Consider the following 14,280-nt stretch of genomic DNA (forward strand, 5'->3'; position numbering starts at 1 on the left):
GATGTCGGCCGCCCTCGCTCTCTCCCTCGACGCGCCGCGGACGGAGACGTCCGCGGCCCCCCACACGCTCCACGCCCCCGACCGGACCTGGCCGGAGACGAACTGCTACGTCGATCTCTGGATCGAGCTCCTGCACCTGCGGGGGCTCGAGCCCGAGGCGATGCTGGGCTTCACCCTGCGCCAGGATTTCGAGGGCGACCAGTTCACCTTCTTCAAGCCGAAGGCCGCCGACCTCGAGGCGCTCTACGGCCTGGAGATCCTGGAACTCGCGCTCTACGAGGACCTGGAGAGCCATGCCCGGGTCCAGGCGGAGCGCGGCCTGCCCGTGCTGGTCGAGGTCAACGCGTTCTTCCTGCCCGACACCGCCGGCACCACCTACCGGCGCGAGGCCTCGAAGACCACGGTCGGGATCCTCGCCCTCGACCCGCGGGAGCGCCGGCTCGACTACCTCCACAATGCCGGTCGTTTCGCGCTCTCGGGCGAGGATTACGACGGCCTCTTCGCCCGCGGCGAACTCCTGCCCTATGCCGAGTTCGTGAAGCCCTGCGGCCCGGCCCTGGCGGGACCGGAACTCGCGGGCGCCGCCCTGGCGCTGCTGCGCCGGCACCGCGCCCATGCGCCGAGCGCCAATCCGGTCACGGCCTTTCGCGCGGCGCTGGCGGGCAAGGACGACGCCTTCGTGCAGCGCCCGCTCTCGGCCTTCCACGCCTACGCCTTCAACACCACGCGCCAGCTCGGGGCGAATTTCGAGCTCCTCGGCAGCCACCTCGCCTGGCTGACGGCGCAAGGGGCCGGGTCGTTCGACGAGGCGGCGGAGGCGGCGACGCGCCTGTCGCAGGAGGCCAAGGCCTTCCAGTTCCAGCTCGCCCGCGCCTATGCCCGCGGCAAGCTCGTCGGGCTGCCCGAGCGGCTCGCCGGCGCCGAGGCGACCTACGCGGCGGTGTTCCAGGCCCTGGATCGGGCGCTGGCGGCGGGGTGACGCGCGCGGTCGGCGGATCGGGTCGATCCGGCACAGAAGACTGGCGCGGGTTCACGCCTCTTCCGGCGGGCGCGGGGCTGTCCGGTGAAAAGTATAGCGCGGCTCCCCTCTCCCGTGTGGGAGAGGGGCCGGGGGTGAGGGTGACGCGCTTCAGTGTGAAGCACCGAACGCGGTGCTGGCAGCGTGACGGTTCAGGCTTCTAGCTGCACCGTCTCCACCCTGCGCGATCTTCGATCGCCCCTACCTCTCTCCCACACGGGAGAGGGGATCCCGCGTTTGATTCTATATGGACCTTCCCGGGACAGCCCTGCCGCAAGGGGAGAAATGAAACCCCGCGCCCTCCTTCCCCCGTCCTGACGGGAAGCGTTTCAGCCCCTTACGAACACGCGAAAACAGCCTCCGGGGACACCATGGCCGTTCTGCGCAATGTCGACCGGGCCCTCGACGGGCCGTGGGAGATGATCGTCACCGCCCCCGGCGCCTGCACGCACCCGGGCGACCTCGACGGGCTGTCGGGCTTCATCGCGGCCCCGGTTCCCGGCACCGCCGCCGGGGCGCTGCGCGCCGCCGGGCTGTGGTCGGATGCGGCGCCGACGCCGCTGCACGGCTCGGACGTCTGGTACCGCGCGGCGGTGGAGGGCCACGGCCGCGAGATCCTGCGCTTCGAGGGTCTCGCGACCCTGTGCGAGGTCTGGCTCGACGGGGAGCTTCGTCTCACCTCCCGCTCGATGTTCCTCGCCCACGAGATCGCGGTCGACCTCGACGGCCCCCATACCCTCGCGCTCGCCTTCCGGTCGCTCGCCCGGGATCTCGCCCGGCCGCACAAGCGCGGCCGCTGGCGGCCGCAGCTCGCCACCCCGGGCTCGCTGCGCCATGCCCGCACCACGCTGCTCGGCTTCATGCCGGGCTGGTGCCCGGGCGTCGAGGCGGTCGGGCCCTACCGGCCAATCACCCGGAGAGGGGAGGGGGGACGGCCGACCGGGATCGACCTGCACGCGAGCGTCGAGGACGGGACCGGGATCCTCGTCGTCCGCTTCGACCTCCCCGGTGCCCCCAGTCCGGTGATCCTGCATTGCGACGGCCGGACGACCGTGCTGCCCGAGACCGCGCCCGGCCGGTTCGAGGGCCGGCTCGATTGTCCCGGCATCGCCCTGTGGTGGCCGCACACCCACGGCGAGCCGCGGCTGCACGCCGTCACGGTCGAGGCCGAGGGGCGGAGCTTCGACCTCGGCCGGGTCGGATTCCGCACGATCACGCTGCGGCGCCCCTTCGCGGAGGGCCTGAGCCTCGCGGTCAACGGCGTGCCGGTCTTCTGCCGCGGCGCCTGCTGGACCCCGCCCGACCTCGTGGGGCTGCCGGGCGAGCGCGTCGCCTACGAACCGCTCCTGGCGCTCGCCGTGGAGGCCGGCATGACCATGCTGCGGGTCGGCGGCACGATGCTGTACGAGGCGACGGCCTTCCACGACCTCTGCGACGAGCTCGGCCTCCTGGTCTGGCAGGACCTGATGCTGGCCAATTTCGACTATCCGGTCGACGATCCGGCCTTCCGGGCGGCGCTTGAGACCGAGATCGGCCAGCTCCTCGACCGGCTCCAGGCCTCGCCCTCGCTCTGTGTCGTCGGGGGCGGCAGCGAGGTCGAGCAGCAGGCCGCGATGCTGGGGTTTCCGGAAGCGGTCTGGCGGGCCACGGCGGTGGAGGCGATGCTGCGCGAGGCGGCGGCCGCGCGCCGGCCCGACCTCGTCGTGGTGCCGAACTCGCCCTCGGGCGGCGACCTGCCGTTCTCCACCAATGCCGGCGTGACCCACTATTACGGGGTCGGCGCCTATCTCCGCCCGTTCGAGGATGCCCGCCGGGCCGAGGTGCGCTTCGCCTCCGAGTGCCTGGCCTTCGCCAACGTGCCGGAGCCGATCTCGCTCGCGGAATCCGGCCTCGCCGATCCCCGTGATCCGGCCTGGGCCCTCGGCGTGCCGCGCGACCGCGGCGCCGACTGGGACTTCGAGGGCGTGCGCGACCATTACGTCGGCGCCCTCTACGGCCTCGATCCGGGCCGCCTGCGCGGCGACGACCCGGAGCGCTACCTGGCGCTCGGCCGCGCGGCGGTCGCCGAGGTGATGGAGGCGACCTTCGCCGAGTGGCGGCGCACCGGCTCGGTCACCGCCGGCGGCCTGGTCTGGCTCTGGCGCGACCTCGCGCCGGGCGCGGGCTGGGGCGTGGTCGACGTCGCCGGGCGGCCGAAATCGGCCTGGTACGCCCTGAAGCGCGCCTTCCGTCCGGTCCAGGCGCTCCTCACCGACGAGGGCCTGAACGGCCTCCACGCCCACCTGCTGAACGAGACCGCCGAGCCGGTCGAGGCTGTCCTGGCGCTCACCTTCGCCACCGGCGCCGGCAAGGTCGCCGCCAGGGCCGAGCGGGCGGTGTCCCTGGCGCCCCGCTCCGCGCTCGCCCTGTCCTCGGCCGCGCTCCTCGGCCGCTTCTTCGATGCCACCGCCGCCTACCGGTTCGGCCCGGCGGCGCACGACCTCGCGCATCTGCGGCTCTGCCGCCCCGACGGTACGGTGCTGGCCGACGCCTTCCACTTCCCGGCCGGGCGGGACGCGGTACCCCGGGAGCTCGGGCTCTCGGCCGAGCTGGTCGAGGGCGAGGCCGGCGCCGCGCTGCGGATCGCGACGCAGCACCACGCGCTGTCGGTCCATGTCGGCCTCGACGGGGAGGGGAGGCCGGCGGACAACTGGTTTCACCTCGCGCCGGGCAGCGAGCGCCTGATCGCGCTGCACGGGACGGCGGGACGGCCGAGCGGCACGGTGCGGGCGGTGAACGGGACCGAGACGGTCCGGTTCTGAGCGCCGGGACGGCGGCGCGCGTCGGCAAGGGCGGGCCTGCGCGCCCCGGTCACGCCCCTGCGGCCGCGCGCGCCGCGACACCCGCGACGACCTCCTCGACGATTTCTCGAAGGTCCTCCCGGGACACCCCGTCGCGGGCCTGGATCGAGATCCCCTGCATCGCAGCGCTCAGGTGCCGGGCCAGCCGCTCGGCCCGATCGGGCGGCGCGAAGGCGGCGAGGGACTGCGCGATCCGCCGCCGGAGGGTCTCCCGCCGCTCGCCGGCCTCGCGGGCGAGCGCGGCGTGATCCGGGTGGCAGGCGACGAGGCCGCTCGACACCATGCAGCCCCGCTCCCGCTCGCGGTGCGTGACCGCCGCCACGGCCCCTTCGAGCAGCAGGCGCACCGCCTCCGGCAACGATCCAGCCGCCGCGACGGCGGGGAGATCCAGGCGGCCCGGCATCTCCTCGTAGCGGGCCAGCGCGGCCCGGTAGAGGCCGGCCTTGCTGCCGAACGCCGCGTAGAGGCTCGGCGGCGCGATCCCGATCGCCTTCGTCAGGTCGCCGACGGACACGCCCTCGTAGCCGTGACGCCAGAACAGCAGCATCGCGGTCTCCAGCGCCGCCTCCCGGTCGAAGCTCCAGGGCCGTCCGCCCGGCCGTCGCGCATCCCGACGCATCACGCATCCTGTTCCATATCAAACACTAAACAACCGTTGACACCTCGTGTCAAACCGGTTTGATAGCGATCATTAAACAACAGGAGCCGAGCCCATGCAGCCGACGCGCCGCGCCGCTCTCACCGCCGCTCTCGCCACCATGGCCCTCGGGCCCGTCGCCGCCGGGGCGGCGTCGCCCGCCCGACCGGCGGAGACGGTGGGGACCGCCGTTCCGATCCCGGCCCGCTCCAGCGACGGCACGGGGCTGGCCGCGGAGGCGGCGGGCGATCCGGCGGCGCCCGAGATCCTGTTCGTCCACGGGCTCCGGCAGAGCCGGCTGAGCTGGGACCGGCAATTCGCCGACCCGGCCCTTTCGGGCTTCCGGCGGGTGCGCTTCGACCTGCGCGGGCACGGCGACTCGGACAAGCCCGACGCCCTCGACGCCTACGCGGCGGCCGACCTCTGGGCCGACGACGTCGCCGCGGTGATCGCCGCCGCGGGCCTGCGCCGTCCCGTGCTGGTGGGCTGGTCGCTCGGCGGCTACGTGGCCGGGGCCTACCTGCGCAAGTACGGCGGCGCGGGCATCGCCGGGATCAACCTCGTCGATGCCGTGACCCGGCTATCGCCGGACCTGCTCACGCCGCTCGCGGGCGACTTCACCCGGAGCGCGACCTCGCACGACCTCGGCACGCGCGTCGCCGCGACCGCGGACTTCCTCGCCGCCTGCTTCCACCGGCCGCCGACCGGCCTCGACTGGCAGCGGATGCTCGTCGTCAACGGCATGGCGGCGCGGTCGGCGAACGAGGGTTTCGTCAGGACCGCGACCACCGATCTCGAGCCGGTCTTCGCCGCCTATGACGGCCCGATCCTGCTGACCCACGGGCTCCACGACCGCCTCGTCCGGCTGGCGATGTCGGAGCGGATCGCGGCGCTCGGGCCGGGCCGCCGCCTGTCGGTCTATGCCGAGAGCGGGCACAGCCCGTTCTTCGAAGAACCGGCCCGGTTCGGGGCCGAGCTCGCGGCCTTCGTGCTCGCGGCCGACGGCCGGGCGGGACGGCCGTGACGCCGGGATCGCAGCCTCTCTTCCCGGGCCTTGCCGCCCTCGCCGTGCAGGCCGGCGGCGTCCGCTTCGCCGGGATGCCCGGCGGCTCCGGGCCGCCGCTTTCGCGAAACCGGATTGGTGCGACGGACGCGGCGCCTCATGGATTTGCGATCGCTCGGCGATCGCTTCGCGACGCGGAAACCGCGTCATACGAAATCCGATTGGTTGCTTCGCAATGCGGATTTCGGCTTCGCTCAAGCGCCGCGCCGGCTGGTGATATGGGATCCGGAAGCAATCTTCCGGATCCCATATCACTCCCCGCGCTGCAGCTCCGCCAGCGGCGCCGTCAGGGTGCAGACCGCCCCCTCGGGCGGGTAGTGCATCGCCACCTCGCCGTCGACGGTGCCGGCGAGCCCGCGCTCGATCAGGCGCGAGCCGAAGCCCCGGCGGGCCGGCGGCACGACCCGGGGACCGCCATGCTCCTGCCAGCGCAGGGCGAGGACCGGCGCGTCCGGGCCGTCGATGCGCCAGTCGAGGGTGACGTGGCCGTCGGGCACCCGCAGCGCCCCGTACTTGACCGCGTTGGTGGCGAGCTCGTGCGCCATTAGGGCGAGCGAGAGCGCCGCCCGCGACCCGCACGGCACCGGTGGCCCCGCGAGGCGGAAGCGCCCGGGACGGCCGTCGTCGTGGATCGCCAGCGCGCCTTCGAGCACCGCCCGCAGGGACGCGCTCTCGCCCTCGCCGGTGAGCAGGAGGTCGTGGGCCTTGCCGAGCGCGATCAGCCGGGCCGCCAGGGCCTCGCGGGCCGCCATCGGGTCGGCCGCGTTGCGCAGGGTCTGCATGGCGATGGCCTGCACCATCGCCAGGGTGTTCTTGAGCCGGTGGCTCAGCTCGCGGTTGAGGATCTCCTGCTGCGCCTCCGCGGCCTTGCGGGCCGAGATGTCGTGGCCCACCGCGGCGAAGCCCTCGAAGGCGCCGCCGGGCCCGCGCAGCGCGAACAGGTTGTAGCGCACCGGCACCGCGGCGCCGGTAGCGAGGTTGCGCAGGCGGAAATCCCCGCTCCAGGACCCGCCACTCCAAGACCTACCACTCCAAGACCCGCCGTAGGCCCCGCCGTCCCGGATCGCCGGCAGGATCGTCGCCTCGGCGAAGGGCAGGTCTTCGGGCGGGAAGAAGTCGGTCAGGCGCATCGCCCGGGCCGCGGCCTCGTCGGCGAGGCCGACCAGGGCGCGGCCGGCCGGGTTGACGTAGGCGATCCGCCCTTCCGCATCCGCGATGGCGATGAAGTCGCTCGACTGCTCGGCGACGAGGGCGAGGCGGCGCAGCTGCGCCTCGGCCCGGCGCTGCTCGGTCACGTCGAGGAAGACCGTCACCGCCGCCCGGATCGCCCCGTCCTCGTCGCGCACCGGCGCGCTCGAGACCTCGAGCCGGCGCAGGCCCGTGGCGGCGTTGCGGTAGAGCATCGCCTCGCCGCTCACCACGGTCCCGTCCCGCAGGGCGCGCAGCGACGGATAATCGTCCGGGGCGTAGGGGCGCCCGTCGGCATGGACGGCGCCGAAGCGCTCGTAGCGGGCGAGGGCCCGCGCGACGAGGCCGTGGCCCAGGATCGCCTCGCCCTTCGCGTTGATGAGGTTCGGCCCGCCCGGCTCGTGCCCGACGACCGAGATGCCGACCGGCGCCTGCCGGAAGACCGATTCGAGCAGGCCGCGCTCGAGGTCGAGCCGGCGCGCGGAGTCGCGCCGGGCGGCCTCCGCGCGCTCGCGCTCGGAGAGGTCGAACATGGCGCCGATCATCCGCACGGCGCGGCCCGCCTCGTCGCGGATCACCGAGCCGCGGTCGAGCACCCGGGCGTAGGAGCCGTCGGCGCGGCGGAAGCGGTACTCGTCGCTCCAGGCGGTTCCGCCCCCGTCGATGACGGCGTGGATCGAGGCGTCGATCCGGGGACGGTCGTCGGGGTGGATGTGGTCGATCCACCAGGCGCCCGTGGTCGAGCCGGCCTCGGGAGCGTGGCCGTAGGCGGCCTCCAGCGCCTCGTTCCAGAGAACCTGGTCGGCGGAAAAGTCCCAGTCCCAGATCGCGTCGTTGGTGGCCCGCGCCGCGAGGCGGTAGCGCTCCTCGGTGACCCGCGCCGCCCGGAGCGCCGTCTCGCGATCCGCCACCACCCGGCGCAGGGCGAGCTGGGTCATCAGCTGGCGCGCCAGCGCCCGCAGGTCACCCGCCTCGGTCTCGGACAGGCCGTCCGGCCGGGACACGTAGTCGATCACGCAGAGCGTGCCGAGCACCTGCCCCTCCGGCGTGCGCAAGGGGGCGCCGGCATAGAACCGGATGCCGGGCTCGGCAGTGACGAGGGGGTTGGCCCGGGTGCGCGGATCCCGGCTCAGGTCGGGGATGACGAGGAGCGAATCGGGCTGCGCGAGGGCGTGGGCGCAGACCGAGCTGTCGAGATCCGTCTGCGGCCAGGGGAAGCCGGTGCGGGCCTTGAACCACTGCCGGTCGCCGGCGACCAGGCTCACCAGCGCCACCGGCGCGTCGCACAGGCGGCTGGCCAGCCGCACCACGTCGTCGAACCCCCGCTCGGGCAGGGTGTCGAGCACCGCGTAGCCGTCGAGCGCAGCGAGGCGCTCGGGGTCGCAGACGGGGCTCGGCAGGTCGGGGGGACGGGGCATTCAGGGCCGGCGGGGTGATCCGGCCCCGCTCTTAGCGCGAAGGTGCATGCCCCGTCACCGTCGATCCCCCGTCATCCTGAAGGGATTGCCCTCCGCCTTCAGTCGATCACCTCGACGATCCGGCGGGTGCCGGGCTCGACCAGGACCGGATGGTCGTTGACGATCGTGTAGTTGAGACCCTTGAGGGCGAATTCCGGCGGCACGTCGTAGTAGACGACGCCGTCCGGCGGCAGCACCGTGCCGACCTGCACCGGGCCCGCGAGGCGGAAGGACGGCCGGTGCTCGCCGGCGGCGTAGATGCGGAAGCGCTCGCGCCGGTCGATGCCCAGGATGCTGTTGGCGGTGCCGACCGCAGCCCCGATGGCGCTGCCCACCACCGCGCCCACCGGCCCGGCGATCGCCTCGCCCCGCGTCGCGCCGTCCTGCGCGCCGCGCGCCGTACCTTGCGCCTGCGCGGCGGCGATGCCGAAGCCGAGGAGGAGGGCGGCGAGGGGCAGGGCGGTAAGGCGGAGGGGGCGAGAAGTCATGACGGGCGGTCTCGGGCGAGCTTGGCTGTTGGACCGAGAACCGCGCGGCCGCCAATCCGGTTCCCGGACGCGACCGGTCGAGGCGGCGCGCGGCATCCCGATTCGACGTTAACCGCGATTGAAGAGGATCGGGGACGGAGTCGAAAAACCCTGTTTCGTCCACGATTTGGAAGGCGGGCGGGTCCTAGCGTCGCCGGCATGAAACGGAGTGCGGGACGGCATCGCGGCGGGAACGGGACGGCACGGCGCCGGCCGGCGCATCCGGCTGCGGGCCTGACACGGGCGTGACGATGAGCCATCGGCGCAACGACCAGATCGACATGGTGGTGCCCTTCGTGCACTTCCGCGACCAGCGGGAGACGATGGAGCGGCCGTTCTTCTCGATCGCCAAGCAGAAGCGGCTCAAGGAGATCGACTATACGAGCCCCGACGGCTCGGTCTGGGTGCGGGTGCTGCCGAACCAGGCCTACGGCATGGCGACGATCTGGGACGCCGACATCCTCATCTGGGCCGCCTCGACGATCTGCGAGATGAAGAAGCGCGGCCGCAACGACATCCCGCGCAAGCTGCACTTCATGCCCTACGACCTCCTGAAGGGCATCGGGCGCGAGACCGGCGGACGCCAGTACAAGCTCCTGCGCGACGCCTTGTTTCGCCTGCAATCGACCTCGGTGCGCACCAACATCCGGGCCGAGAAGGCCAAGCGCAAGGAGCGGCAGTTCAGCTGGATCGACGCCTTCGACGACACGATCGACGAGGAGACCAATGCCAGCCGGGGCATGTCGATCACCCTGTCGGACTGGTTCTACGAGGGCGTGCTGATGGATGGCGGCGTGCTCGCCATCGACCCCACCTATTTCGGCATCACCGGCGGGCGCGAGCGCTGGCTCTACCGCATCGCCCGCAAGCATGCCGGCGGGGCCGGGGAGGGGGGGTTCGCCATCAGCCTGCCGACCCTGTTCGACAAGTCGGGCGCCGAGGGCACCTATCGCCGGTTCAAGTTCGAGATCGCCAAGATCGCCAAGGCCGACGAGCTGCCGGGCTTCGTGCTGCGGATCGAGGACAAGGAGCGCGGCGAGCCGCACCTGCGGATGATCCGCCGCGACCTCGCGAGCGACGAGGTGCTGCTCGCACCCGCGGAGAAGCCGAAACGCACCCGCAAGCCCAAGGCCGGGGCCGAGCTGCCGCTGTTCCGCCACCTCTCGGACGAGACGATCGCGCTGTGCCGCAAGGCCCATCCGGGCTGGGACGTCTACGGCCTCAAGACCGAGTTCGACCACTGGCTCGAGGGCGACGCGACCCGCGAGCCGAAGAACTACGAGAGCGCCTTCCTGGGCTTCGCCGAGCGGTTCGTGCGCGACGCCCGGTAATCCACAGGCCCCGCCGTTCCCGATGTACGGCTCAGTGGGCGGGAGGAGCGGACGGCCCCGAGGGGAAATCCCCGGAATCCCTGTGAATGACTCGGGGCCCGTCGGCACATCGGGAACGCCGCGGGGGCGGATCGGTACTTCGGGAACGGCCCCGTCCCATCGGGAACCCCGGCACGGCACATCGGGGACGCGGCAGCCGGCACAACGGGGACGAATCCTCGGTACATCGGGAACGGACGACTCGCGTTAAGCTTTTGGGCGAGTTCGCGGAATCGCCGCCGCCGGAGCGCCTAAATCCATAAAGATTCCTGTAACACTCTAAACGGTGCATACTGGGGAAAACCCGGACAGGGAGCGTGGACCCCGAGTCGTGCGCGGCAATCGCGAGTCGAGAGGCGAGTCACAGGGCGTCCACAGGAGTCCACCGGACTCGCCGGAACGAACCAATCGGCCACGGCGTCTGTCGAACCGGGGGAGCCGGGCTGGACTCGACTCGCGTAAGCTTTCCTGTGGGACTCTTCGGGAGGGAGGATCGGGTTCTCGACTCGCGGGACCTCGCATCGTACGAGCGGATGCAACGGGATCGAACAGGCCAGCGGATAAGGCACGAAGGCGAAACGACGAAGGGCGGCGCCGCGGCGAACCGTTCGTGAAGTACGCCCTGGCGGACGTCGGTCCGTGCGGCGAGGTCTTGCAGCGGTCGATCCGTGCAACCGGGCGGGTTGAAAGGCTCAATCGCGACAAGTCCGGGCCGGCGGAACTGTCCGCGGCCGGATGCGAAACGGTGCGGCGGAGGTGGACGTACATCGGGGACAGCGGGGATAGTCAGCTACCCGGGCACGAAGCCCTGCACGGTTTCTCCGCAATCCAACCCCTGCACCCGTGGACGAGGCGGACGTCAGAGGGCGGTCCTTGGGATCGCGACGCCGAAATCCAGAAACGGGCCGGATTGGGCTGTCGGGACGTCCAGGCGATCGGTTTTCGTGGATACCGGCCCCGTTCCCGAAATACGCCGCGTGTCATCCGGCGCGGACTTGCAGAAATATCGCCGTTCGGCCGCTCGTGCGACCCAGGATCTCATCCTGAGGGATGGGCAGTTCGACGATCGGCCCAACTCGGCGAACGGCTCCAGCGGGCGTGCCAACCGCTGGAGCCGTTCCGCGAGATGAGCGATGATCGCTCGATCGATTTCCTCAGGGCCCGGGTCGCATGCGCGAAGACGCCCTCACCCGAGCGAGGGCAGGTCCAGCCCATGCTCGCGGGCGCAGGCGATTGCGTCGTCGTAGCCGGCATCGGCGTGGCGCATCACGCCGGTGGCGGGGTCGTTCCACAGGACGCGTTCCAGGCGCCGGTCGGCGTCCTCGCTGCCGTCGCAGACGATGACCATGCCGGAATGCTGCGAAAACCCCATCCCGACGCCGCCGCCGTGGTGCAGCGAGACCCAGGTCGCGCCCGAGGCGGTGTTGAGGAGCGCGTTCAGGAGCGGCCAGTCGGAGACCGCATCCGAGCCGTCGCGCATCGCCTCGGTCTCGCGGTTCGGCGAGGCGACCGAGCCGGAATCGAGGTGGTCGCGGCCGATGACGATCGGGGCCTTCAACTCGCCCTTGCGCACCATCTCGTTGAAGGCCAGCCCGAGGCGGTGGCGGTCGCCGAGGCCGACCCAGCAGATCCGCGCCGGCAGGCCCTGGAACCGGATCTTGTCCCGCGCCATGTCGAGCCAGCGGTGGAGGTGGTGGTTGTCGGGCAGCAGCTCCTTCACCTTGGCGTCGGTGCGGTAGATGTCCTCCGGGTCGCCCGAGAGGGCGCACCAGCGGAACGGCCCGACGCCGCGGCAGAAGAGCGGACGGATATAGGCCGGCACGAAGCCCGGGAAGGCGAAGGCGTCCTCGACGCCCTCCTCGAGGGCCATCTGCCGGATGTTGTTGCCGTAATCGACCACCGGCACGCCGGCGCGGTGGAAATCGAGCATCGCCCGGACGTGCACCGCCATCGAGCGCTTGGCCGCCGCGGCGACCGCGGCCGGATCGGTCTCGCGCCTGGCCTCCCACTCGGCGACCGTCCAGCCCGCCGGCAGGTAGCCGTTGACCGGATCGTGGGCCGAGGTCTGGTCGGTGACGCAATCGGGGCGCACGCCGCGGGCAAAAAGCTCGCCGAACACGTCCGCGGCGTTGCCCAGCAGCGCCACCGAGCGCGGGGTCTTGGTGCGGCGGGATTCCTCGATCAGCTCCAGGGCGTGGTCGAGGTCGCGGGCCTGGACGTCGACGTAGCCGGTGCGCAGCCGGAACTCGATGCGCGAGGCCTGCGCCTCGACGGCCAGGCACGAGGCCCCCGCCATGGTGGCGGCCAGCGTCTGCGCGCCGCCCATGCCGCCGAGACCCGCGGTCAGGATCCACCGGCCCGACAGGTCGCCGGCATAGTGCTGGCGGCCCATCTCGACGAAGGTCTCGTAGGTGCCCTGCACGATGCCCTGGCTGCCGATGTAGATCCAGGAGCCGGCCGTCATCTGGCCGTACATCATCAGGCCCTTGCGATCGAGCTCGTGGAAATGCTCCCAGGTCGCCCAGTGCGGCACCAGGTTCGAGTTGGCGATCAGCACCCGGGGCGCGTCGGCGTGGGTGCGAAATACGCCCACCGGCTTGCCCGACTGCACCAGCAGGGTCTGGTCGTCGTCGAGATCCTTCAGGGCCGCCACGATGCGGTCGAAGCTCGCCCAGTCCCGCGCCGCCCGGCCGATGCCGCCATAGACCACCAACTCGCCCGGGCGCTCGGCGACGTCGGGATCGAGGTTGTTCATCAGCATCCGGAGCGGCGCCTCGGTGAGCCAGCTCTTGGCGGTGAGGGTGGCGCCGTGGGGGGCGCGGATGGTGCGGGCGTTGTCGATGCGGCTCATGGGGAGGGGCTCCGGGCGGGAGGGTGGCGTTCGATCGTGGGGGGCTGGTCCTCACCGCGCTCCGCAGATACGGGCGTGGAGCGGGTTGAAGCCCATGCGGTAGACGAGCTCGGCCGGCCGCTCGACCGACCACACCGCGAGGTCGGCGCGCTTGCCGGCCTCGAGGGTTCCGACCTCGGACAGGAGGCCGAGGGCACGGGCGGCCTCGCGGGTCACGCCGGCCAGGCACTCGTCGACGGTGAGGCGAAACAGGGTCGCGGCCATGTTCATGGCGAGCAGCGGCGAGGTCAGCGGCGAGGTGCCCGGATTGGCGTCGGTGGCGACCGCCATCGGAACGCCGTGCTGCCGGAAGAGGCCGACCGGCGGCAGCTTGGTCTCGCGGATGAAGTAGTAGGCGCCGGGCAGGAGCACCGCGACGGTGCCGCTCTTCGCCATGGCGGCGGCGCCGGCCTCGTCGGTATGCTCCAGGTGATCGGCCGAGAGGGCGCCGTGGCGCGCCGCCAGCGCGGCACCGCCGAGATTCGAGAGCTGGTCGGCATGGAGCTTCACCGGCAGGCCGAGGCTCTCGGCCCGCGCGAACACCCGCGCGACCTGGTCGGGCGAGAAGGCGATGCCCTCGCAGAACGCGTCGACCGCATCGACCAGGCCTTCCGCGGCGAGGGCCGGCAGCATCGTGTCGGCGACCTCGGCGATGAACGCCTCCTTGTCGCCGCGAGCCTCCGGCGGCAGGGCGTGGGCGCCGAGGAACGTGGTGCGGATCGAGACCGGCCGCATCCCGGAAAGCCGCCGGGCGGCGCGGAGCGTCTTGCGCTCGCTCGCGAGGTCGAGCCCGTAGCCCGACTTCACCTCGACCGTGGTGACGCCCTCGGCGATCAGCGCGTCGAGCCGCGGCAGGGTCTGGCGCACGAGGTCGTCCTCGCTCGCCTTGCGCAGCGCGGCGACCGACGAGACGATGCCGCCGCCGGCCCGCGCCACCTCCTCGTAGGAGGCCCCGGCGAGCCGCAGCTCGAACTCGTGCGCCCGGTCGCCGGCCCAGACGAGGTGGGTGTGGCAGTCGATCAGCCCCGGGGTGATCCAGCGGCCCTCGCCGTCGACCACCTCGGCGCCCGCCAGCGCCGCTCCCGGCAGCCCGGCCTCGGGCCCGGCATACAGGATGCGGCCGTCGCGGATCGCCAGCGCGCCCCGCTCCACCGCGCCGATCCCGGGAAGCCCGGGCGCGAAGGTGGCGAGCCGGACGTTGCGCCAGACCCGCGGCCCGCCTTCTGTCTCGCTCATGCACGTCTCCCGTGATTCGCGCATATGTATAGACATTATCGGCGCGCTTTGTAT

General features: G+C 72.3%; 9 protein-coding genes. 4 read left to right on the forward strand and 5 right to left on the reverse strand.

The window, feature by feature from the left end; translation table 11 throughout:
- Window position 1: 1 nt before the first annotated feature.
- On the forward strand, window positions 2-979 hold the full coding sequence (locus BMX97_RS19770) for a DUF1839 family protein (protein WP_091753006.1): 978 nt from the start codon (window positions 2-4) through the stop codon (window positions 977-979).
- Between the two features lie 410 nt (window positions 980-1,389).
- On the forward strand, window positions 1,390-3,819 hold the full coding sequence (locus BMX97_RS19775) for a glycosyl hydrolase 2 galactose-binding domain-containing protein (protein ID WP_091753007.1): 2,430 nt from the start codon (window positions 1,390-1,392) through the stop codon (window positions 3,817-3,819).
- A gap of 49 nt (window positions 3,820-3,868) precedes the next feature.
- On the opposite strand, the gene BMX97_RS19780 is transcribed toward BMX97_RS19775, so the two are convergent.
- Window positions 3,869-4,477: a TetR/AcrR family transcriptional regulator gene (locus tag BMX97_RS19780; protein ID WP_091753008.1), complete on the reverse strand. Its 609-nt coding sequence runs from the start codon at window positions 4,475-4,477 to the stop codon at window positions 3,869-3,871.
- A 94-nt stretch (window positions 4,478-4,571) separates the two neighbouring features.
- Between BMX97_RS19780 and BMX97_RS19785 the strand changes: the two genes are divergently transcribed.
- Complete coding sequence (locus BMX97_RS19785) at window positions 4,572-5,519, forward strand: alpha/beta fold hydrolase (protein ID WP_091753009.1); 948 nt, start codon at window positions 4,572-4,574, stop codon at window positions 5,517-5,519.
- A 290-nt stretch (window positions 5,520-5,809) separates the two neighbouring features.
- On the opposite strand, the gene BMX97_RS19790 is transcribed toward BMX97_RS19785, so the two are convergent.
- The gene (locus BMX97_RS19790) at window positions 5,810-8,164 is read right to left on the reverse strand and encodes a PAS domain S-box protein (RefSeq protein WP_091753010.1); all 2,355 of its coding nucleotides are present in this window, start codon (window positions 8,162-8,164) and stop codon (window positions 5,810-5,812) included.
- Between the two features lie 98 nt (window positions 8,165-8,262).
- Complete coding sequence (locus tag BMX97_RS19795) at window positions 8,263-8,691, reverse strand: DUF1236 domain-containing protein (RefSeq protein WP_091753011.1); 429 nt, start codon at window positions 8,689-8,691, stop codon at window positions 8,263-8,265.
- 290 nt (window positions 8,692-8,981) lie between these two features.
- Between BMX97_RS19795 and BMX97_RS19800 the strand changes: the two genes are divergently transcribed.
- Window positions 8,982-10,061, forward strand: a complete 1,080-nt coding sequence (locus BMX97_RS19800) for a replication initiator protein A (RefSeq protein ID WP_091753103.1) — start codon at window positions 8,982-8,984, stop codon at window positions 10,059-10,061.
- A 1,225-nt stretch (window positions 10,062-11,286) separates the two neighbouring features.
- Here the strand turns inward: BMX97_RS19800 and hutU are convergent.
- Both hutU and hutI read right to left on the reverse strand, forming a co-directional pair.
- Window positions 11,287-12,951 carry a urocanate hydratase gene (hutU, locus tag BMX97_RS19805; RefSeq protein ID WP_091753012.1) on the reverse strand — a complete coding sequence of 555 codons (1,665 nt, stop codon included), beginning with the start codon at window positions 12,949-12,951 and terminating at the stop codon, window positions 11,287-11,289.
- Window positions 12,952-13,002: 51 nt separating this feature from the next.
- Complete coding sequence (gene hutI / locus BMX97_RS19810; protein ID WP_091753013.1) at window positions 13,003-14,226, reverse strand: imidazolonepropionase; 1,224 nt, start codon at window positions 14,224-14,226, stop codon at window positions 13,003-13,005.
- Window positions 14,227-14,280: the final 54 nt, after the last annotated feature.

The organism is Methylobacterium sp. ap11 (assembly GCF_900110515.1).
GTDB lineage: Bacteria > Pseudomonadota > Alphaproteobacteria > Rhizobiales > Beijerinckiaceae > Methylobacterium > Methylobacterium ajmalii.

Bases quoted from the DNA above. Each gene is read 5' to 3' on its own strand.
- hutI (WP_091753013.1), bottom strand. From the start codon at position 14,226: ATGAGCGAGACAGAAGGCGGGCCGCGGGTCTGGCGCAACGTCCGGCTC.
- BMX97_RS19795 (WP_091753011.1), bottom strand. From the start codon at position 8,691: ATGACTTCTCGCCCCCTCCGCCTTACCGCCCTGCCCCTCGCCGCCCTC.
- BMX97_RS19800 (WP_091753103.1), top strand. From the start codon at position 8,982: ATGAGCCATCGGCGCAACGACCAGATCGACATGGTGGTGCCCTTCGTG.
- BMX97_RS19780 (WP_091753008.1), bottom strand. From the start codon at position 4,477: ATGCGTCGGGATGCGCGACGGCCGGGCGGACGGCCCTGGAGCTTCGAC.
- hutU (WP_091753012.1), bottom strand. From the start codon at position 12,951: ATGAGCCGCATCGACAACGCCCGCACCATCCGCGCCCCCCACGGCGCC.
- BMX97_RS19770 (WP_091753006.1), top strand. From the start codon at position 2: ATGTCGGCCGCCCTCGCTCTCTCCCTCGACGCGCCGCGGACGGAGACG.
- BMX97_RS19785 (WP_091753009.1), top strand. From the start codon at position 4,572: ATGCAGCCGACGCGCCGCGCCGCTCTCACCGCCGCTCTCGCCACCATG.
- BMX97_RS19775 (WP_091753007.1), top strand. From the start codon at position 1,390: ATGGCCGTTCTGCGCAATGTCGACCGGGCCCTCGACGGGCCGTGGGAG.
- BMX97_RS19790 (WP_091753010.1), bottom strand. From the start codon at position 8,164: ATGCCCCGTCCCCCCGACCTGCCGAGCCCCGTCTGCGACCCCGAGCGC.